Source organism: Scandinavium hiltneri, from assembly GCF_024764835.1.
GTDB lineage: Bacteria > Pseudomonadota > Gammaproteobacteria > Enterobacterales > Enterobacteriaceae > Scandinavium > Scandinavium hiltneri.
In genome coordinates, this window is the sequence record NZ_JALIGE010000066.1 from 83,651 (window position 1) to 104,678 (window position 21,028).

A 21,028-nucleotide genomic window follows, 5' to 3' on the forward strand; every position below is an offset into this window, starting at 1 on the left:
CTCAATCTATACGCAAAGAAGTTTAGATGTCCAGATGTATTGACGTCTATTGTGGCAGTGGTTACTCTGAGGCCTGACTTTTCACCGATGAAGCCAGGAACGATTCACCATGACGCGTAAACAAGCCACTATCGCAGTGCGTAGCGGGTTAAATGATGACGAGCAATATGGCTGCGTTGTCCCCCCGATTCACCTCTCCAGTACGTATAATTTCACCGGATTTAACGAACCGCGTGCCCATGACTATTCCCGTCGCGGTAACCCGACGCGTGATGTCGTGCAGCGTGCGCTGGCAGAACTGGAAGGCGGCGCGGGTGCTGTTCTGACGAACACCGGCATGTCCGCCATTCTTCTGGTCACCACCGTTTACCTGAAGCCGGGTGATCTGCTGGTGGCGCCACATGACTGTTACGGCGGCAGCTATCGTTTGTTCGACAGCCTGGCAAAACGCGGCTGTTATCGCGTGCTGTTTGTCGATCAGAGCAACGAGCAGGCGCTCAAAGCGGCGCTGGCGGAAAAACCGAAGCTGGTTCTGGTCGAAAGCCCAAGTAACCCGTTGTTGCGCGTCGTGGATATTGCGAAAATCTGTGAGCTGGCACGTGTTGCCGGGGCCGTGAGCGTGGTGGATAACACCTTCCTCAGCCCGGCACTGCAAAACCCGTTGGCGCTCGGCGCCGATCTGGTTCTGCATTCCTGCACCAAATACCTGAACGGCCATTCCGATGTGGTCGCGGGCGTGGTGATTGCCAAAGAGCAGGAAACCGTCACCGAACTGGCATGGTGGGCGAATAACATCGGCGTCACCGGCGGAGCGTTTGACAGCTACCTGCTGCTGCGCGGCCTGCGTACGCTTTCTCCGCGTATGGAAGTGGCCCAGCGCAACGCCACGGCAATTGTTGAGTTCCTGAAGCAGCAACCGCTGGTGAAAAAGCTGTATCATCCTTCTCTGCCGGAAAACCAGGGCCATGAAATTGCGGTCCGTCAGCAGAAAGGCTTCGGTGCGATGCTCAGTTTTGAACTGGACGGCGACGAAAACACCCTGCGCCGTTTCCTGGGTGGGCTGGAGTTGTTCACGCTGGCAGAATCGTTAGGCGGCGTGGAAAGTTTAATTTCTCACGCGGCAACCATGACTCACGCAGGCATGGCGCCAGAAGCACGCGCAGCGGCAGGGATTTCAGAAACGCTGCTACGTATTTCGACCGGTATTGAAGACAGTGAAGATTTAATTGCCGACCTGGAAAATGGGTTCCGGGCAGCAAACGAGGGGTAAACATGAGTGTGATAGCGCAGGCAGGGACGAAGGCTCGTCAACTGCATAAGTTTGGTGGGAGTAGTCTGGCGGATGTGAAATGTTACCTGCGCGTGGCAGGGATTATGGCTGAGCACTCGCAGCCAGAAGACATGATGGTTGTTTCCGCCGCTGGCAGTACCACCAACCAGCTGATCAGCTGGCTGAAACTCAGCCAGACCGACAGACTTTCTGCGCATCAGGTTCAGCAGGCGCTGCGCCGTTATCAGATTGAACTGATGACCGGGCTGCTGCCTGCCGAGGTAGCCGATAGCATGATCGCTGAATTTATTCACGATCTTGAACGTCTGGCTACGCTCCTCGACGGCGGTATCAACGAGGTCGTTTACGCCGAAGTCGTGGGCCACGGTGAAGTGTGGTCCGCGCGTTTGATGGCCGCTGTTTTGCAACAACAAGGTCTGGACGCCGCCTGGCTCGACGCGCGTGCGTTTCTTCGCGCCGAGCGCGGCGCTCAGCCACAGGTCGATGAAGGACTCTCTTTCCCGCTGCTGCAGCAACTGCTGGCGCAGCATCCAAACAAACGTCTGGTAGTGACCGGGTTTATCAGCCGCGACGCAGAAGGCGGCACGGTACTGCTGGGCCGTAACGGCTCTGACTACTCGGCAACGCAAATTGGTGCACTGGCGGGCGTGTCTCGCGTCACCATCTGGAGCGACGTGGCAGGCGTGTACAGCGCCGACCCGCGTAAAGTGAAAGATGCGTGTCTGCTGCCGCTGCTGCGTCTCGACGAAGCCAGTGAACTGGCACGACTGGCGGCTCCGGTGCTTCACGCCCGTACGCTGCAACCGGTCTCCGGCAGCGATATCGATTTACAGCTGCGCTGCAGTTACACCCCGGATCAGGGCTCAACCCGCATCGAACGCGTGCTTGCGTCCGGTACCGGGGCGCGCATCGTCACCAGCCATGATGACGTTTGCCTGATTGAATTCCAGGTCCCGACCAGCCAGGACTTTAAGCTGGCGCACAAAGAAATCGACCTTATTTTCAAGCGTGCGCATGTGCGCCCGCTGGCGGTTGGCGTGCATCCTGACCGTCATCTGCTGCAGTTCTGCTATACCGCTGAAGTGGCGGACAGCGCGCTGAAGCTGCTCGATGAAGCGGGCCTGCCGGGCGAGCTGCGTTTACGTCAGGGCCTGGCCCTGATTGCCATGGTGGGTGCGGGCGTGACCCGTAACCCGCTGCACTGCCATCGCTTCTGGCAACAGCTGAAAGGCCAGCCGGTGGAGTTCACCTGGCAGTCGGAAGAGGGCATCAGCCTGGTGGCGGTTCTGCGTACCGGGCCAACTGAAAACCTGATTCAGGGTCTGCACCAGTCGCTGTTCCGCGCTGAAAAACGCATTGGCCTGGTGCTGTTTGGCAAAGGCAACATCGGTTCGCGCTGGCTGGAGCTGTTTGCCCGTGAGCAAAGCACGCTTTCGGCGCGTACCGGATTTGAGTTTGTGCTGGCAGGCGTGGTCGACAGCCGCCGCAGCCTACTGAATTACGAAGGACTGGACGCCAGCCGCGCGCTCGCATTTTTTAATGATGAAGCGGTAGAGCAGGACGAAGAATCACTGTTTTTGTGGATGCGTGCGCATCCGTACGATGATTTGGTGGTCCTTGACGTCACTGCCAGCACCCAGCTCGCCGAGCAGTATCTGGATTTCGCCAGTCACGGTTTCCACGTGATCAGCGCCAACAAACTCGCCGGGGCCAGCACCAGCGACAAATACCGTCAAATCCACGACGCGTTCGAAAAAACGGGTCGCCACTGGCTGTATAACGCTACCGTTGGCGCAGGCCTGCCGGTGAATTTCACCGTGCGCGATCTGCGTGACAGTGGTGACACTATCCTGTCCATCAGCGGGATTTTCTCCGGCACGCTTTCGTGGCTGTTCCTGCAGTTCGACGGCACGGTGCCGTTTACCGAGCTGGTGGATCAGGCGTGGCAGCAAGGTTTGACTGAACCGGACCCGCGCGTTGATTTGTCTGGCAAAGATGTCATGCGCAAGCTGGTGATCCTCGCCCGTGAAGCGGGTTACGACATCGAGCCTGACCAGGTGCGTGTCGAATCGCTGGTGCCATCGCATTGCGAAGAAGGGTCTATCGACCACTTCTTTGAAAACGGGGAAGACCTTAACGAGCAGATGATTCAGCGTCTGGAAGCCGCACAGGAAATGGGCCTTGTGCTGCGTTACGTGGCGCGTTTCGATGCCAACGGTAAAGCGCGTGTCGGCGTTGAAGCCGTGCGTCCTGAGCATCCGCTGGCGGCGCTGCTGCCGTGTGATAACGTCTTTGCCATCGAAAGCCGCTGGTATCGCGATAACCCGTTGGTTATCCGTGGGCCGGGTGCAGGACGTGACGTGACGGCCGGGGCTATTCAGTCAGACATTAACCGTCTGGCGCAGCTGCTGTAGTTTTTACCCCCTCTCTCCAACGGGGAGAGGGGCCGCCCCGCACTGATTCTCTGCCTCTCCCTGTGGGAGTGAACTAATGCTTTCACCCCTTCCATGAATTATTTTCACCTTCGCTGAACATTCCTCACTCTTTCTGCTGTTTTTTCTGTTGACGTCATCACTCTTTTCCGTCATTTTTACATCTGGACGTCTAAACGTATAGATGCTCATAACACAACATATAACGACATGCGATTGAAGAGGTAAGGTATGAGCTTTTTTCACGCCAACCAGCGGGAAGCCCTGAATCAGAGCCTGGCAGAAGTACAGGGCCAGATTAATGTTTCCTTTGAGTTTTTCCCGCCGCGCACCAGTGAAATGGAGCAAACCCTGTGGGCCTCTATCGATCGCCTGAGCAGCCTGAAGCCGAAGTTTGTTTCCGTTACCTACGGTGCGAACTCGGGTGAGCGTGACCGCACGCACAGCATCATTAAAGGCATCAAGGATCGCACTGGGCTTGAAGCGGCACCGCATCTGACCTGTATCGACGCCACTCGTGATGAGCTGCGCGCGATCGCGCAGGACTACTGGAATAATGGCATTCGCCATATCGTCGCCCTGCGCGGTGACTTGCCGCCGGGTAGCGGCAAGCCGGATATGTATGCCACAGACCTGGTCGCGCTGCTGAAAGACGTGGGTGACTTTGATATCTCGGTCGCGGCGTACCCGGAAGTGCACCCGGAAGCGAAAAGCGCGCAGGCAGACTTACTCAACCTGAAACGTAAAGTAGACGCCGGGGCAAACCGCGCGATCACTCAATTCTTCTTCGACGTTGAAAGCTACCTGCGTTTCCGCGACCGCTGCGCCTCGACCGGTATCGACGTAGAAATCATCCCTGGCATTCTGCCGGTATCGAATTTCAAACAGGCGAAGAAATTTGCCGACATGACCAACGTGCGCATCCCGACGTGGATGGCGAAAATGTTTGAAGGGCTGGACGACGATGCGGAAACCCGCAAACTGGTCGGCGCCAATATCGCAATGGACATGGTGAAAATTCTGAGCCGTGAAGGCGTGAAAGACTTCCATTTCTACACCCTGAACCGCGCCGAAATGAGTTACGCCATCTGCCACACTCTGGGCGTGCGCCCGGCGGTGTAAAAAAAAGCGGCCCTCGTGAGAGGGCAGCAGGTTTATCCCCACTGCAGCAGACACTGTTGACCATATTTATCGGCGACCAGCAGCGCGGCATACACCTGTTCAACGGTTGTACCGCCCGGCATGTTGTGGACAGTTTCTCCTGGCGCGCAGGCGGCCTCAGCGACAATCCTCATTTTCTCCGCTACCTGATCCTGGATATCCAACTGAGCCAGGGTTATCGGCAGTCCCACGGCGTAACACAGCGCCGCCACGGTTTCGATCTCTTCCCGAGGCGCATCTTCCAGCACTAATTGCGTGAGCGTTCCGAAAGCAACTTTCTCACCGTGATAGTAGTGCTGGGCATCGGGAATTGCTGTCAGGCCGTTGTGAATGGCGTGCGCCGCCGCCAGACCGCCACTCTCAAAGCCAACACCGCTGAGGTAGGTATTGGCCTCGACCACGCGCTCCAGCGCCTCAGTGACCACGTGTTTCTCCGCCGCCAGCATGGCTTTTTCGCCTTCTTCCAGCAGTGTGTTGTAGCACAGCTCCGCCAGTGTCAGTGCGGCTTGTGTGGTTTTTCCTCCCGCCATTGTGATGGCCCCACTACGGGAGCAGGCACGGGCTTCAAACCAGGTCGCCAGCGCATCGCCAATACCTGCCGCCAGTAAACGCGCTGGCGCGCCCGCGACGATTGTTGTGTCGACAATGACCAGATTCGGGTTGTGCGGCAGCATCAGGTAGCGGTCGAATTCGCCGTCGTCGGTATAAATAACGGAAAGCGCGCTGCACGGCGTATCCGTTGAGGCGATGGTAGGCGCGATAGCCACGGGGAGATTCATAAAATGCGCCAGAGCTTTGGTGGTATCCAGCGTTTTGCCGCCGCCGATGCCCAGCACCGCCTGACATTTCGCACTCAGCGCGATGTCGCGCAGGCGATTGATTTCATTCTGCGAGCATTCACCGTTGAACGGTACGATATCGGCGGTCAACTCCGCGCTGGCTAAACTCTTGCGCAGTGTTGCTTCGGCAAAGCCGAGTACGAACTTATCGCCGACGACCAGCCAGCGTTCAGCCATTGGCTTGAGGTAATCACCGAGGCGGGTGAGCGCATCTGCGCCCTGGATATATTTTCCAGGTGACTGAATAATCCTGTCCATCTTCACTCCTTAAAGGTTGAGATTGCATTTGTTTTTTCAGAGTTCCAGTTCTTGTTGTAGCAAGCGGGCGATCGCATCAGTGTCTGGGGCGTTAACCAGTGCGTCACGAAATTCCTGGTGCATGATGCGACGCGCCAGTCGTGAGAAAATACGCATATGCTGATCGCCTGCGGCATGCTTGTTGAGTGTCAGCATGATGATGAATTGCGCTTCTTCTTCGCCCCAAGGTACCGGCGCAGGCAGACGTGCCACGCTAATGGTGGACTGTTCAATGTGCTCAGATTTACTGTGCGGGATAGCGAAGCTAAAACCGAGGCCGGTAGAGAACACCGCCTCACGTGCCCAAAGATCGGCTTCCAGCTTGCGTGGATAGCGGCAGCGCCCGGCCAGCAGCAGATTGTCGGTCATCCCTTTAAGTACTTCTTCTTTGCTCTGCCAGTCGTTATGCAGCGAAATACAGCCAGGCGTCATCAACGGCGCATCTTGTTGGTTCATGCGGAACTGGGCCAGCAAATGCTCCACTTCAAGCGACGTGCGACAGGCCATCGCCTGATTAAGCAATTGACGACAGGCACGGCTGTCGAGTTGCGCCAGACGCGCTTTGGTTGCGGGTATCGACGGCGCACTCATGCTGATTTCGTCCAGTCCCAGCCCAACCAGCAGCGGCAGTACTGAACCTTTGGCACCCAGTTCGCCGCACAGACCAATCCATTTCCCCTGGCGGTGAACGGCCTGTACCGCGAAATCCAGTGCGCGCAGAAATGCCGGGTTCAGGCTGTTGTAGTGGCGAGTGACTTTGGCGTTATCACGATCGACCGCCAGCAGGTACTGGGTCAGGTCATTGCTGCCGATGCTGAAGAAATCAATTTCTTCGCAGCACTGATCGATGATGAACATCACCGACGGCACTTCCAGCATGATGCCGAGCGGGATTTTTTCATCGAACGGGATCTGCGCCTGGCGCAATTGCTGTTTGGCCTCGGCCAGTTTTTCCTTCACCCACAGGATCTCTTCCATTGAGGAGATCATCGGGATCATTATTTTCAGGCTACCGTGGGCCGAAGCGCGCAGGATAGCCCTCAGTTGGGTGATGAACAGGGCGACATATTCTTCATAAATACGGACTGCGCGATAGCCGAGGAAGGGGTTGTTTTCCGACGGGATTTTCAGGTAGTCGACCGGTTTATCACCGCCGATATCCATGGTTCGCACGATAATACTGCGCTGCGACGCTGGTTTCAGCGCCTCGCAGAAAATGTTGTACAGTTCGTCCTCATCCGGCGCGCTGCTGCGATCCATATACAGCATCTCGGTGCGGAACAAACCCACTGCTTCCGCGCCATGACCGAAGGCAGATTGGGCTTCGATGGCGTGAGCAATATTGGCTGCGACTTCCATGCGCTGACCGTCGGCGGTACGTGCCTCGCGTTCCAGCCAGATGCTCTGCTGTTCGCGCAATGCGTTCTGCACCCACTCTTCCTGCTGATAATAACGGTCGACGGCGTTGTTTGGTTCCACGACGAGCACACCGGCGTTGCCGTCCAGCCACACCAGCTGGTGATGCCAGCGAGACAACGTTGCGGTTTCTACGCCGACCAGAGTGGGGATATTAAACGAACGCGCGAGGATAACCGTGTGCGACGTAGTACCGCCACTTTTAAGCAACAGCCCTTTTAGCAGCGTCTTGTCGAGCTCCAGGAACTGGCCCGGCGTGAGTTCATCGGCGATACAAACGGCTGGCTGCGTCAGTTGGCCTGACGGCGGAAAGCGGGATTCACCGTAAATCTGCTGTAACAGTTGATAACAGACGTCTCTGACATCCAGCACGCGTTCCTGCAAGTAAGCGCTGCACGACCGCGCGAAGGTCTCACTGAAATGCTGTGCGCTACGAATGATCGCTTCGGCGCAGCTTAAGCCTTCGTTAACGCCGTGCAGTAAATGCTGACGCAGTTCGGTATCTGTTGCCAGCGAACGGTGCGCATCAAGAATGGCGCGGGCGGTGTTGTCACTGCTGAGCTGTTGCAGGGCCAGTGATTTCACCAGCATTGTCAGGCCGTTATCCAAAGCGGATTGCTCTTGTTCCGGCGAGGATGCGGCTGGCAGTCCACGCAGAGTGGTGAGATCAAGTGAGGTGAGCGGCGTTAGCATGCCACCCGCGCTTCCGCTGCATACCGATCGTCCAGGGAAAACCATTGGGTTCAGACGCGTCAGGGATTCAGGCAGTGTGGCCTGTTCCCCGCTATCGGGCTGCTCCATTGGCGTATCGCAGTGGGGAAACTCATCGCGAAGCCACGCGCTCAGCGTCTGCCATGCCGCTTCTTCGTCTGGCCCATTTATATGCAACTGGCAGGCGTCACCGGTCAGGGTATCAGTGCCGATTATCGCCAGTGCGCTCCTGGCATTGCCCTGTCGGCCGTTACGCAGGTTATGCCAGTCAATGCGGGACGAGAAGGTATTGCACAGCGTTTCAACGTGGCTGGCGGGACGGGCATGAACGCCGTGGGGCAAGGTACAACAAAATTCCACAACCTGAACCATGGCCATTTTCCTCAAGATAAACAGGGTATGGCGACAGCATAGAGCGGAGCTGCGGCAGGGCGATATCTGACAAAACTGCCAAAAACTGGACAAATGTAATATCTACGGGAAAGTGGGATTTCACTCACAGGTTGCATCATTTTGCGAGAGAGTACGCAAAAAGGAACCTATGAGACCGATCGCATTTTTCTTCTCACATTACAAAAATCCAGTAAATGGCCTTTTTATCTCCTGTCTGTGACGACGTCGATTGCCTATTGTCTCCCCATCAACGTTATGGATAAGGGCCAGTGGCCCGGGAGCGGCAAATGAAAGAGTTGATACAGATCCTCAAAAATACCCGGCAGCACTTGATGACTGGCGTATCGCATATGATCCCGTTTGTTGTTGCGGGCGGTATCCTGCTGGCCGTGTCGGTGATGATGTACGGCAAAGGCGCGGTACCGGATATCGTGACGGACCCAAATCTGAAAAAACTGTTTGATATCGGTGTGGCGGGGTTAACCCTGATGGTGCCATTTCTGGCGGCCTACATCGGTTATTCCATTGCTGAACGTTCTGCGCTGGCACCATGTGCCATCGGGGCCTGGATCGGCAACAGCTTTGGCGCAGGCTTCTTCGGCGCGATCATCGCCGGTCTTATTGGTGGGATTATTGTCTTTTATCTCAAGCGGATATCGGTGCCGAAAGTGTTGCGTTCGGTGATGCCGATTTTCGTCATTCCGATTGTGGGTACCTTCGTCACTGCCGGCATCATGATGTGGGGACTGGGCGAGCCGGTCGGTGCACTCACTCACGGGTTGACCAGTTGGCTGCAAGGGTTGCAACAGGGCAGCATCGTGGTGCTGGCGATTGTCATGGGCTTGATGCTGGCTTTCGACATGGGTGGGCCAGTGAATAAAGTGGCCTACGCTTTCATGCTTATCTGCGTGGCGCAGGGCGTTTACAGCGTGGTAGCGATTGCCGCCGTCGCCATTTGTGTACCGCCGCTGGGGCTGGGCCTTGCCACCTTTATCAACCGTAAAAATTTCACTTCTGAAGAGCGCGAAGCAGGGAAAGCGGCTTTGGTGATGGGCTGTGTTGGCGTCACTGAAGGTGCTATTCCATTTGCTGCTGCCGACCCGCTACGGGTGATCCCCTCCATCATGTTGGGCTCTGCTTGCGGCGCAGTGACCGCCGCTGTGTTCGGTGCTGAGTGTTACGCCGGCTGGGGTGGGCTAATTGTTCTGCCGGTGGTTGACGGCAAACTCGGCTACATCGCTGCTGTGGCGGCTGGTGCCGTGATCACCGCCGTGAGCGTGAACGTGCTGAAAAGTCTGGCGCGTAAGCAACAAAAGCCGGTTGTTGAGCAAGACGACGACCTGGAACTGGATTTCGACATTCACTAAGAGGGATTGAACATGACAATGATTATCGCAGTAACGGCTTGCCCGTCCGGTGTGGCGCATACCTATATGGCAGCCGAGGCGCTGGAGAGTGCGGCGAAGGCCAAAGGCTGGCAGGTCAAAGTGGAAACTCAGGGTTCTATCGGTCAGGAAAATACGCTGACGGCTGAAGATGTTGCGGCGGCTGATCTGGTTATCCTCACCAAAGACATCGGTATCAAATTTGAAGAACGCTTCCAGGGCAAAACGGTGGTGCGTGTGAACATTAGCGACGCCGTAAAACGGGCCGATGCCATCATGAACAAAATTGATGCTCACCTGAACCCAACGGCCTGATATTACCCCGCCGCAGTGGCGGGTCTGATGAAGCAAAAAGGAGTACCCCATGACGAGTCGCATCCAGCGTCTGAAAGACGCCTTGTTTGCCCACCCGCGAGAAATTTCGCTTGAGCGTGCGCTGCTTTATACCGAAAGCCACCGTCAGTCTGAAGGTGAACCGGTTATCCTGCGGCGGGCAAAGGCGACGGCGTATATTCTTGATAACGTGAACATTGCGATTCGTGAAGATGAGTTGATTGCGGGGAATCGCACCGTTCAGCCCCGCGCCGGAATTGTGTCGCCTGAAATGGATCCGTACTGGCTGCTTAAGGAGCTGGATCGGTTCCCGACGCGCCCACAAGACCGTTTCGCTATTAGCGAAGCAGACAAACAGATTTATCGTGAAACGCTGTACCCTTACTGGGAAAAGCGGTCGATGAAGGATTTCATTAACGCCCGAATGTCGGAAGACGTTAAGGCGGCAATGACCACCCAGATTTTTAGTATCAACCAGACTGACAAAGGCCAGGGACACATTATTATCGATTACCCGCGCCTGCTGGAAAACGGCCTGAGTGCGCTGGTAGCGGAGATGCAGGTGCATTGTCAGCGTAGCCCTGACAATGCTTTTTATGCTGCTGCACTGTTGCTGCTGGAAGCCTCTCAGCGCCATATTTTACGTTATGCGGCGCTGGCAGAAGCGATGGCTGCACAATGCGATGAGCCGGGGCGTAAAGCAGAATTGCTCAAGATGGCGGATATTTCCCGGCACAATGCTGAACTTCCACCGCGTACTTTCTGGCAAGCCTGCCAGCTGTTCTGGCACATGAACATCATTTTGCAGTTTGAATCTAACGCCAGTTCGTTATCGCTGGGTCGTTTTGACCAGTACATGCTGCCTTACTATCAGGCTTCGCTGAGCCACGGCGAAGAGGCGGGTTTTCTGCGGGAAATTCTGGCGTCACTGTGGGTGAAATGTAATGACGTGGTGCTCCTTCGCTCAACCAGCAGCGCACGCTACTTTGCCGGTTTTCCTACAGGGTACACCGCACTGCTCGGCGGCTTAACGGAAACAGGCCGCAGCGCAGTTAATGTGCTCTCTTTCCTCTGTCTTGATGCTTATCAGTGCGTGCAATTACCACAACCAAACCTCGGCGTGCGGGTGAATGAACTTATCGACGCGGCGTTTTTACGCAAAACTGCAGAAACCATTCGTCTTGGTACGGGTATTCCACAAATCTTTAACGATGAAGTGATAGTGCCGGCGTTCCTCAACCGGGGCGTTTCGCTGGAGGATGCGCGGGATTATTCGGTGGTAGGCTGCGTAGAGCTGTCGATACCCGGGAAAACCTACGGGCTGCACGATATTGCGATGTTTAATCTGCTGAAAGTGATGGAAATTGTGCTGCAGGAAAGTGAAGGCGATGCCGGGCTGACGTGGGAAAAACTGCAGGAAAGCATTCGCGCTAAAATCAGCCACTTCATTTCGCTGATGGTTGAGGGCAGCAATATTTGCGATATCGGGCACCGGGACTGGGCGCCGGTGCCGCTGCTTTCGTCGTTTATTAGCGATTGCCTGGTGAATGGCAAAGACATTACCGAAGGTGGGGCGCGCTACAATTTTTCCGGCGTGCAGGGTATTGGCATCGCCAACCTGTGCGACTCGCTTCATGCCCTGAAAGGGCTGGTGTTTGATCAGCAGCGACTGAGTTTTGACGAACTGTTGGCGGTGCTGAAGGCGAACTTCGCCAGCGAAGACGGAATAAAAATCCGCGCCAGGTTGATCAACCGTTTTGAGAAATACGGTAATGATATCGACGAAGTGGACAATATCAGTGCCGATCTGCTGCGTTATTACTGCAAAGAGGTAGAAAAATACTGCAATCCGCGTGGTGGTCAGTTTACCCCTGGCTCCTACACCGTTTCCGCACATGTGCCGTTGGGAGCCGTAGTGGGTGCCACGCCGGATGGACGCTTCGCCGGAGAGCAACTCGCCGACGGCGGATTGTCACCGATGCTGGGTCAGGATCGGCAGGGGCCGACCGCTGTGCTGAAATCAGTGAGTAAACTTGATAATACGCTGTTGTCTAACGGCACCCTGCTCAACGTGAAGTTTACGCCCGCTACGCTGGAGGGGGATGCAGGCTTGCTGAAGCTGGCAGATTTCTTACGGGCGTTCACCCAGCTGAAGATCCAGCATATCCAGTTTAACGTGGTGAATGCCGAAACCTTGCGCGAAGCTCAAAGTCGACCACAAGATTTTTCCGGGCTGGTGGTGCGTGTGGCGGGCTACAGCGCCTTCTTTGTCGAGCTGTCGAAGGAGATTCAGGATGACATTATCCGCCGCACCGCGCATCAACTGTGAGGTGCAGGAAACGGAGGCTGAACGGGCGCGGATATTCAATATTCAGCGCTATTCGCTGAACGACGGGCGCGGTATACGCACGGTGGTTTTCTTTAAAGGTTGCCCGCACCGCTGCCCGTGGTGTGCCAATCCCGAATCGCTGGCACCGTCGATTGAAACCGTCAGACGCGAGAGCAAGTGCCTGCATTGCACGCCGTGCCTGCGGGATGCTGATGAATGTCCGTCTGGCGCATATGAACGCATTGGACGAGATATCACCCTGGCGGTACTGGAGCAGGAAGTGATGAAAGATGCGATCTTTTATCGCACGTCGGGCGGCGGGGTGACACTTTCAGGTGGCGAAGTGCTGATGCAGGCGGATTTCGCCACCCGGTTTCTCGCCCGGCTGCGGCAATATGGTGTGCATACTGCTATCGAAACGGCAGGCGATGCGTCACTGAGCCGCTTGCTGCCTTTGGCCCGACAATGTGATGAAATCCTCTTTGATTTGAAAATTATCGATGCGCAGCAAGCGCTGGCGGTGGTGAAGATGAACCAGCCGCGGGTGATGGCGAACTTCCTCGCGCTGGTAGCCGAAGGGTTGCAGGTCATTCCACGCCTGCCGCTGATCCCTGGTTACACCCTTAGCGATCATAATATTCGGGCGGTGCTGGCGTTTTTGCAGACCACACGCGTCAGGACATTACATTTGCTGCCCTTTCATCAGTACGGTGAGCCAAAGTACCGGCTGCTGGGAGAGGCGTGGGTGATGAACGAGATTCCCCCGCCTTCTGCCGATGAGATTGCGACGGTTCGTCAGATGGCAGAAGCGCAAGGTTTTCAGGTGACAGTCGGAGGTTAAATGACAATAACAGGCGGACGATTTCTGGTGGCGGTGACTGCCTGTGTCAGCGGCGTTGCTCATACTTACATGGCAGCAGAGCAGTTGGAAAAACTCTGTCAGAAAGAAAAATGGCTCATCAAGATAGAAACGCAGGGGGCATTAGGGATTGAAAATTACCTTACTGTGGAGGATATCCGCCGGGCAGATGCCGTGCTGCTAATTACGGATATTGACCTTGATGGGGCTGAACGTTTTACTCACGCCCGGTACGTACAGGTGGGTATCAATGTGTTTTTACGCAAACCGCAAAATGTGATCGGCGCGGTACGCAAACTGCTTTCCGCGCCTCAGCACACCCACATTACTCTTTCATAAGCAGCTGGCTGTGGTATTGCCGACGGTATTCCGAAGGAGAACGTTCGGTATTCTTACGAAACAGGCGACAAAAATAGTTGCTGTCAGTGAAACCGCAAACGTGTGCCACCTCTTTCACCTTCAGATCATAGTTTTTGAGTAACATTTTGGCTTTTTCCAGCCGGGTATAGTTCAGGTATTCGTTAAAGCCCAGCGTGCCGCTTTTATTAAACAGATGCGACAGATAGTTGGGCGAAATATAAAACGCCTGCGCCACGGATTCCCGGCTTAACGGTTCGGCATAATGGGTGTCGATGTGGCTGCGAATCGCTTCGAACAGCGCTTCACTGCGGGAGGCGGTCTGAATATGGCTACCCAGCAAATCCGCGCAATGGCTCAGCAGACTGAACACGATAAGTTTTGCCGTGTGCGTCTCCTGGGGCTGCATCCGAATTTCAATCAGCGCCTGCAACAAAAACGAGCCTACGCGCGGGCCGCGGCGAGCAACATGTTGCTTTGTGACATTCACCAACTGTTGGCCATCCCAGTGCTGGACGCTAAAGCCCAGCTGTTGCTTACCAAACAGAATACTGAGCGTGGTGGCAGGCGTTGTCCACTGCGGACAATTCCAGCTCCCCGCGGGCACGAACAGCATGTCGTGTTGGCGCAAATTGAATGGGCCATCACTGATTTCACCGCTCAGGACTATCTCCAGGCGTGGAAAATCGACCTTAAACGCCAATGGTGGCAGGGTTCCACTTTCGGGGGCGAAATAGCAGGTGCCAGGAACATCCATTGATTCGATCAATGACGCCATGATTCGGGTAATACGGATATCCCTCTGTTCCATAAAGCGAACACTCCCGATTGATTTACGAAGAAGATTATTAAACACTTTTCCATACATAACCTACGGCTATTACTGAAAGTTTAGGGGCATATCGACGTTTCAATTCTTCATTTTTGTTACCTTGCTCATAGCCAGAAGGAAACAACTATCAAATCTGTAGATTTTATCATCTATAACTTATCTGCAGAGCTGTATATCCTGGTATTAAAACACTGAAGGGAGCAGGAAGATGAGCAATCAAGAAAACGATCACAATACGTTGTCTGCAGGGAAGTGTCCTTTTCATCAGGGCGGCCATGACGAAAGCGCAGGGGCCGGAACCAGCACTCGCGACTGGTGGCCAAAACAACTTCGGGTCGATCTCCTCAATCAGCACTCCAACCGTTCGAATCCGTTGGGCGAAGATTTCGATTACCGAAAAGAATTCAGCAAACTGGATTACTCCGCCCTGAAAGGGGACATCAAAACACTGTTAACTGATTCACAATCGTGGTGGCCAGCCGACTGGGGCAACTACGCAGGCCTGTTTATCCGTATGGCCTGGCACGGGGCCGGTACTTATCGCTCCGTTGACGGTCGCGGCGGTGCGGGTCGAGGTCAACAGCGATTTGCACCGCTGAACGCCTGGCCGGATAACGTCAGCCTCGATAAAGCTCGCCGACTGCTATGGCCTATCAAACAGAAATACGGCCAGAAAATTTCCTGGGCTGACTTGTTTATCCTTGCGGGTAACGTGGCGCTGGAAAACTCAGGCTTCCGTACCTTTGGTTTCGGTGCCGGACGCGAAGACGTCTGGGAACCGGATCTTGACGTAAACTGGGGTGATGAAAAAGCCTGGCTGGAACACCGTGACCCTGAAGTGCTGGCGAAACGTCCGCTGGCCGCGACGGAAATGGGCCTGATTTACGTTAACCCGGAAGGGCCAAACGCCAGTGGTGAGCCGCTTTCTGCCGCGGCTGCCATTCGTGCCACTTTTGGCAACATGGGGATGAACGACGAAGAAACCGTGGCGTTGATTGCGGGTGGGCATACGTTGGGTAAAACCCACGGGGCTGCAGCGGCAACGCATGTCGGTGCCGATCCTGAAGCCGCGCCGATCGAGTCTCAGGGCCTGGGATGGGCAAGCAGTCACGCCAGCGGCGTCGGCGCCGATGCCATTACCTCCGGTCTGGAAGTGGTCTGGACGCAAACGCCAACCCAATGGAGCAACTTCTTCTTCGAGAACCTGTTCAAATATGAGTGGGTACAAACGCGCAGCCCGGCGGGTGCTATCCAGTTCGAAGCCGCCGATGCACCTGACATCATTCCTGATCCGTTCGATCCGTCCAAAAAGCGTAAGCCAACGATGCTGGTCACCGACCTGACGCTGCGTTTCGATCCGGATTTCGAAAAAATTTCCCGTCGTTTCCTTAACGATCCGCAGGCCTTCAATGAAGCCTTTGCTCGTGCGTGGTACAAACTGACGCATCGGGATATGGGGCCGAAGGCACGTTATATCGGGCCGGAAGTACCGAAAGAAGATCTGATTTGGCAGGATCCGTTGCCGCATCCGTTCTTCCAGCCATCAGCGTATGATATTGAGAGTCTGAAAGAGGATATTGCCGTTTCAGGACTGTCTGTCAGTGAGCTGGTGTCGGTAGCGTGGGCATCTGCGTCTACTTTCCGCGGTGGTGATAAGCGTGGCGGCGCTAACGGCGCACGTCTGGCACTGGATCCGCAGCGTCATTGGGAAGTGAACGCCACGGCGGCGCGTGTTCTTCCGGTACTTGAAGGCATCTATAAATCTGCGCATAAAGCGTCACTGGCCGATATCATCGTGCTGGCAGGCGTGGTGGGTGTTGAGCAAGCCGCCAAAGCAGCGGGCGTGTCTGTCACCGTGCCTTTCGTGCCTGGCCGTGTCGATGCGCGTGAGGATCAAACGGACGTTGAAATGTTCAATCTGATGGAGCCAGCGGCTGACGGTTTCCGTAATTACCGTGCGCGTTTGGATGCTGCGACCACTGAATCACTGTTGATCGATAAAGCCCAGCAACTGACGCTGACCGCGCCGGAAATGACTGTCCTGGTCGGTGGTCTCCGTGTGCTCGGCGCGAACTTTGATGGCAGTAAACACGGCGTATTTACTGAAAACGTGGGCGTGCTCAGCAACGATTTCTTCGCAAATCTGCTGGATATGAACAACGAGTGGAAAGCCGCGGATACCTCTAATGAGCTGTTTGAAGGCCGTTGCCGTCAGAGCGGTGAAGTGAAATACACCGCAACGCGTTCAGACCTGGTATTTGGTTCTAACGCCGTACTGCGCGCCCTGGCTGAAGTGTATGCCTGTGAAGATGCCAAAGAGAAGTTTGTGAAAGACTTCGTGGCGGCGTGGGTGAAAGTGATGAATCTGGATCGCTTTGACCTGCTGTAAGGTCTTCGTGTGACAGCATCAGAATGAAACTGGGCGGTTGTTGAATACTCCCGGCAGGTGCCGGGAGTATGAAGGGTGCGGTTACAGGGTCAGTTGACCGAATGCGCTCTCCCAGTCCTGCTCAAATTTCGCGATCGCGGATTCCACCGCTGGTATGTTGAGCATCTGCTGTGCGACATCTAACGGCAGAGTGATGGCTTCACATCCTGCCAGCAGGCAGTCCAGAGCCTGACGCGGGGTTTTAAAACTTGCGGCCAGGATCATGGTGTCAGGCGCATGAAGTTCGAGCAGGGTTTGCAGTTCCTGCACCGTTCGAATACCGTCCCCGCCCTGGGCATCAATACGATTCACATAAGGGGCAACGTATTTCGCGCCTGCGAGCGCAGCCAGCAGACCCTGAGATGCACTGTATACGGCCGTCCCGAGGGTGGTTATTCCTTCTTTCTTCAGCTGTTTGATGGCGACTAAGCCTTCTGCTGTTACCGGAATTTTCACCACAATGCCCGGTACGGTATCGCGAAGACGTCTGGCTTCTTCCACCATCCCCTGAGCATCGCGGCTCATGGTCTGTGCAAACAGCGTACCTTCCTCACCGATGGCTTTTTGCAGGCGAGGCAGGACTTCCCACAGTGTTTCTTTCCCTACGGCCACAATGCTTGGATTGGTGGTCACACCGGCGACGGGAAAGATGCGCGCCAGACGTTCGACTTCCGCCACATTGGCGCTATCAAGATATAATTCCACACTCTTTTCCTCTTACTGAACAGCAATCTCTTCTCCGTCGAGCCCGAAAATGAACATCCTGGAGGAGAGCGCCGGAATGATTTTCTGGCGACAGAATAAGGGAAATGGGTCTCTCTCCACCACGTGACATATCTGCCAAAAACTGGACAAATGTAATATACATCGTGATGTGTGATTTATGTCACGAAATGAGGTTGATGCTTTCTGAGAGTGAGGTTATGCAGGCAGTTGAACGGTATGTGTTTTTACATTGATATTACAAAAATCCAGCAAGCTGTCTCCTGAGACATAAAAAAAACAGGCATAACTGTGCTATGCCTGTTTTGCATTTATAACGTATCGCGTGGTGCTGTTAGCCGGTATTACGCATACCCGCTGCAACCCCGGCGATAGTGACCATCAGTGCCTGCTCGACGCGCGGATCCGGCTCTTTGCCTTCTTCTTCCGCCAGACGCGAACGGTGCAGCAGCTCTGCCTGCAGAACGTTCAGCGGGTCGGTGTAGATGTTACGCAGCTGGATAGACTCAGCAATCCACGGCAAATCGGCCATCAGGTGAGAATCGTTGGCGATGTCCAGCACCACTTTGATGTCGGCTTCCAGCAGCTTGCGCAGCTCGGCACCCAGTGGCCACAGCGCTTTCTTCACCAGACGCTGATCGTAGTACTCCGCCAGCCACAGGTCGGCTTTGGCGAATACCATTTCCAGCATGCCAAGGCGAGTGGAGAAGAATGGCCAGTCGCGGCACATGGTTTCCAGTTCGCTCTGTTTGCCGTCTTCCACCACTTTCTGCAATGCCGCTCCAGCACCCAGCCAGGCTGGCAGCATCAGGCGGTTTTGTGTCCATGCGAAAATCCACGGGATAGCGCGCAGAGATTCTACGCCGCCGGTCGGACGACGTTTTGCCGGACGTGAACCCAGCGGCAGTTTGCCGAGTTCCTGTTCCGGCGTGGCGGAGCGGAAGTACGGCACGAAATCTTTATTTTCACGCACATAGCCGCGATACATGTCGCAGGAGATATCCGACAGCTCGGCCATGATGTGACGCCATTCCGGTTTTGGCTCCGGTGGCGGCAGCAGGTTCGCTTCGAGAATTGCGCTGGTGTACAGCGACAGGCTGCTGATGGTGACTTCCGGCAGGCCGTACTTGAAGCGGATCATCTCGCCCTGTTCGGTAACACGCAGGCCACCTTTCAGGCTGCCTGGCGGCTGGGAAAGCAACGCCGCATGGGCTGGCGCACCGCCACGGCCGATAGAACCGCCGCGACCGTGGAACAGCGTCAATTCGATACCGGCTTTTTCGCAGGTTTTGATCAGCGCGTCCTGAGCCTGATACTGCGCCCAGGAAGCAGCCATCACGCCCGCGTCTTTCGCGGAGTCGGAATAGCCAATCATCACCATCTGTTTGCCCTGGATGAAGCCGCGATACCAGTCGATGTTTAGCAGTTGCGTCATGACATCGTTGGCATTGTTGAGGTCATCGAGCGTTTCAAACAGCGGCGCAACCGGCAGCGCAAAGCCGATCCCGGCTTCTTTCAACAGCAAGTGAACGGCCAGCACGTCTGACGGCGTTTTTGCCATCGAGATAACGTACGCGGCGACTGAGCCTTTTGGTGCTTCAGCGATCACTTTGCAGGTGTCGAGTACTTCGCGGGTTTCTTCGCTCGGCTCCCACTGGCGCGGTAGCAGAGGACGTTTTGAATTCAGTTCGCGGATCAGGAACGCCTGTTTGTCGGCTTCAGACCAGTTTTCGTAATCACCAATGCCGAGGTAGCGGGTCAGTTCGCCCAGCGCTTCGGTGTGACGAGTGCTTTCCTGACGTACGTCGATACGCACCAGCGGCACGCCAAAACACTTCACGCGGCGCAGGGTGTCGAGCAGTTCGCCGTTGGCGATAATGCCCATACCGCAGGCCTGCAACGATTTATAGCAGGCGTACAGCGGTTCCCACAGTTGCTCATTTTGGGTCAACAGACCGGCAGGTTTTGGCAGTTTTTCGCCTTTCAGGCGCGCTTCCAGCCAGGCCTGGGTCGCCATCAGCTGGCTACGCAGGGTTTTCAGCAGGTAGCGGTATGGCTCTGCAGCACCGGCTTCGCCGACGTATTCACGCAGTTCGTCGGTGCATTCCACCATCGACAGTTCGGAAATCAGCAGTTGAATATCTTTCAGGAAAAGGTCGGTCGCTTTCCAGCGGCCCAGCAGCAGTACGGTGCGGGTGATGTCAGAAGTGACGTTCGGGTTGCCGTCCCGGTCGCCGCCCATCCACGAAGTGAAACGTACAGGCACGAAATCTACCGGCAGCTGGTAACCGAGGTTATCTTCCAGCTGTTCATTTAGCTCGCGCAGGTAGTTCGGCACGCCTTCCCACAGGCTATTTTCGACAACCGCAAAGCCCCATTTGGCTTCATCCACCGGGCTTGGGCGATGCTTACGAATTTCATCGGTATGCCAGGACTGCGCAATCAGCTGGCGCAGACGGCGCATCAGCTGGTGCTGTTCGTAGTCGGCGATATCTTTGTTATCCAGCTGCTTCAGGCAGTTGTTCACTTCCACCATTTTGTGGATCAGCGTTCGGCGGGTGATTTCCGTCGGATGCGCGGTAAGAACCAGTTCCAGAGACAGGTTTTCCACCGCTTTTTTGATGGTCGCTTCGTTCAGGTTCGGCTGATCTTTGAGTTTACGCAGGGTGCGGGCAATCACTTCCGGGTTGCTGGCCGCTTCGCCTTTCGGCGAAATGCTGTGATATTGCTCGGCGGTATTCGCCAGATTCAGAAACTGGCTGAATGCGCGGGCGACCGGAAGCAGCTCGTCGTTAGACAGATTCTGTAACGTAGTGAGCAGCTCCTGGCGATTGGCCTCATTGCCCGCGCGGGAGGATTTTGACAACTTACGAATGGTTTCAACGCGATCAAGAATGTTCTCGCCAAGGGCATCTTTGATAGTTTCCCCTAACACCTTACCGAGCATACTGACATTACTACGCAAAGCGGAATATTGTTCGTTCATTACCCCAGACACCCCATCTCATTTATGTATGTCCCTGGATTTCGCACAACCGTGATGAGACCGCTGACGGCGATACAAAATCGTTCGGACATGGTATTCGGTATTTTCTCGTCTTCACTTTATAAAGCCACGTAAAAACCCCTACGTCAATTGTTGCGAAATCGCTTCAGCAAACGAAAAAATGGCGGAAATTTGCCAAATTAAACTCAGCGGCAGTGAGATAAGCGCTTCTTATGGAAATGTGAAGTGAATCACC

General features: G+C 55.3%; 14 protein-coding genes. 9 read left to right on the forward strand and 5 right to left on the reverse strand.

Annotation, left to right across the window (positions count from 1 at the left end; genetic code table 11):
* Positions 1-109: 109 nt before the first annotated feature.
* The 3 genes from metB to metF all read left to right on the forward strand — a co-directional run bounded on the left by metB (position 110) and on the right by metF (position 4,845).
* The gene (gene metB / locus MUU47_RS01900) at positions 110-1,270 is read left to right on the forward strand and encodes a cystathionine gamma-synthase (RefSeq protein ID WP_258986416.1); all 1,161 of its coding nucleotides are present in this window, start codon (positions 110-112) and stop codon (positions 1,268-1,270) included.
* Positions 1,271-1,272: 2 nt separating this feature from the next.
* Positions 1,273-3,705, forward strand: coding sequence for a bifunctional aspartate kinase/homoserine dehydrogenase II (locus MUU47_RS01905; protein WP_258986417.1), 2,433 nt, complete (start codon positions 1,273-1,275; stop codon positions 3,703-3,705).
* 249 nt (positions 3,706-3,954) lie between these two features.
* Positions 3,955-4,845 carry a methylenetetrahydrofolate reductase gene (gene metF / locus MUU47_RS01910; RefSeq protein ID WP_110511850.1) on the forward strand — a complete coding sequence of 297 codons (891 nt, stop codon included), beginning with the start codon at positions 3,955-3,957 and terminating at the stop codon, positions 4,843-4,845.
* A 32-nt stretch (positions 4,846-4,877) separates the two neighbouring features.
* Here metF and gldA read toward each other — a convergent pair whose 3' ends face one another.
* Both gldA and ptsP read right to left on the reverse strand, forming a co-directional pair.
* On the reverse strand, positions 4,878-5,981 hold the full coding sequence (gene gldA / locus MUU47_RS01915) for a bifunctional L-1,2-propanediol dehydrogenase/glycerol dehydrogenase (protein ID WP_258986418.1): 1,104 nt from the start codon (positions 5,979-5,981) through the stop codon (positions 4,878-4,880).
* Positions 5,982-6,017: 36 nt separating this feature from the next.
* Entirely contained in the window at positions 6,018-8,519 is a 2,502-nt protein-coding gene (ptsP, locus tag MUU47_RS01920; RefSeq protein WP_258986419.1) for a phosphoenolpyruvate--protein phosphotransferase, read from the reverse strand.
* A 308-nt stretch (positions 8,520-8,827) separates the two neighbouring features.
* Here ptsP and MUU47_RS01925 point away from each other — a divergent pair, with 308 nt between their 5' ends.
* From MUU47_RS01925 to MUU47_RS01945, 5 genes are read left to right on the forward strand one after another with little or no spacing between them, the layout of a single operon-like run.
* The gene (locus MUU47_RS01925; RefSeq protein WP_258986421.1) at positions 8,828-9,907 is read left to right on the forward strand and encodes a PTS fructose transporter subunit EIIC; all 1,080 of its coding nucleotides are present in this window, start codon (positions 8,828-8,830) and stop codon (positions 9,905-9,907) included.
* 12 nt (positions 9,908-9,919) lie between these two features.
* Positions 9,920-10,240 (forward strand): PTS fructose-like transporter subunit IIB, encoded by a 321-nt coding sequence (locus MUU47_RS01930; protein ID WP_258986422.1) that lies wholly within the window; start codon positions 9,920-9,922, stop codon positions 10,238-10,240.
* Positions 10,241-10,289: 49 nt separating this feature from the next.
* A complete protein-coding gene (locus tag MUU47_RS01935; protein ID WP_258986423.1) occupies positions 10,290-12,587 on the forward strand; it encodes a formate C-acetyltransferase in 2,298 nt (765 codons plus the stop codon).
* Positions 12,553-13,428 (forward strand): [formate-C-acetyltransferase]-activating enzyme, encoded by an 876-nt coding sequence (locus MUU47_RS01940; protein ID WP_258986424.1) that lies wholly within the window; start codon positions 12,553-12,555, stop codon positions 13,426-13,428. Before MUU47_RS01935 ends, MUU47_RS01940 begins: the two co-directional genes overlap by 35 nt.
* Positions 13,429-13,785, forward strand: a complete 357-nt coding sequence (locus MUU47_RS01945; RefSeq protein ID WP_258986425.1) for a PTS fructose-like transporter subunit IIB — start codon at positions 13,429-13,431, stop codon at positions 13,783-13,785.
* Here MUU47_RS01945 and MUU47_RS01950 read toward each other — a convergent pair.
* Entirely contained in the window at positions 13,772-14,581 is an 810-nt protein-coding gene (locus tag MUU47_RS01950; protein WP_374684735.1) for an AraC family transcriptional regulator, read from the reverse strand. The two genes, MUU47_RS01945 and MUU47_RS01950, sit on opposite strands and share 14 nt — an antisense overlap.
* 262 nt (positions 14,582-14,843) lie before the next feature.
* Between MUU47_RS01950 and katG the strand changes: the two genes are divergently transcribed.
* Positions 14,844-17,024: a catalase/peroxidase HPI gene (gene katG / locus MUU47_RS01955; RefSeq protein WP_258986427.1), complete on the forward strand. Its 2,181-nt coding sequence runs from the start codon at positions 14,844-14,846 to the stop codon at positions 17,022-17,024.
* 81 nt (positions 17,025-17,105) lie between these two features.
* On the opposite strand, the gene fsa is transcribed toward katG, so the two are convergent.
* Both fsa and ppc read right to left on the reverse strand, forming a co-directional pair.
* Positions 17,106-17,768, reverse strand: a complete 663-nt coding sequence (fsa, locus tag MUU47_RS01960) for a fructose-6-phosphate aldolase (protein ID WP_258986429.1) — start codon at positions 17,766-17,768, stop codon at positions 17,106-17,108.
* A 352-nt stretch (positions 17,769-18,120) separates the two neighbouring features.
* Complete coding sequence (gene ppc / locus MUU47_RS01965; RefSeq protein ID WP_258986431.1) at positions 18,121-20,772, reverse strand: phosphoenolpyruvate carboxylase; 2,652 nt, start codon at positions 20,770-20,772, stop codon at positions 18,121-18,123.
* Positions 20,773-21,028: the final 256 nt, after the last annotated feature.

Bases quoted from the DNA above. Each gene is read 5' to 3' on its own strand.
- ppc (WP_258986431.1), bottom strand. From the start codon at position 20,772: ATGAACGAACAATATTCCGCTTTGCGTAGTAATGTCAGTATGCTCGGT.
- gldA (WP_258986418.1), bottom strand. From the start codon at position 5,981: ATGGACAGGATTATTCAGTCACCTGGAAAATATATCCAGGGCGCAGAT.
- MUU47_RS01950 (WP_374684735.1), bottom strand. From the start codon at position 14,581: ATGGCGTCATTGATCGAATCAATGGATGTTCCTGGCACCTGCTATTTC.
- MUU47_RS01930 (WP_258986422.1), top strand. From the start codon at position 9,920: ATGACAATGATTATCGCAGTAACGGCTTGCCCGTCCGGTGTGGCGCAT.
- katG (WP_258986427.1), top strand. From the start codon at position 14,844: ATGAGCAATCAAGAAAACGATCACAATACGTTGTCTGCAGGGAAGTGT.
- MUU47_RS01935 (WP_258986423.1), top strand. From the start codon at position 10,290: ATGACGAGTCGCATCCAGCGTCTGAAAGACGCCTTGTTTGCCCACCCG.
- MUU47_RS01905 (WP_258986417.1), top strand. From the start codon at position 1,273: ATGAGTGTGATAGCGCAGGCAGGGACGAAGGCTCGTCAACTGCATAAG.
- ptsP (WP_258986419.1), bottom strand. From the start codon at position 8,519: ATGGTTCAGGTTGTGGAATTTTGTTGTACCTTGCCCCACGGCGTTCAT.
- MUU47_RS01945 (WP_258986425.1), top strand. From the start codon at position 13,429: ATGACAATAACAGGCGGACGATTTCTGGTGGCGGTGACTGCCTGTGTC.
- MUU47_RS01925 (WP_258986421.1), top strand. From the start codon at position 8,828: ATGAAAGAGTTGATACAGATCCTCAAAAATACCCGGCAGCACTTGATG.
- MUU47_RS01940 (WP_258986424.1), top strand. From the start codon at position 12,553: ATGACATTATCCGCCGCACCGCGCATCAACTGTGAGGTGCAGGAAACG.
- metF (WP_110511850.1), top strand. From the start codon at position 3,955: ATGAGCTTTTTTCACGCCAACCAGCGGGAAGCCCTGAATCAGAGCCTG.
- metB (WP_258986416.1), top strand. From the start codon at position 110: ATGACGCGTAAACAAGCCACTATCGCAGTGCGTAGCGGGTTAAATGAT.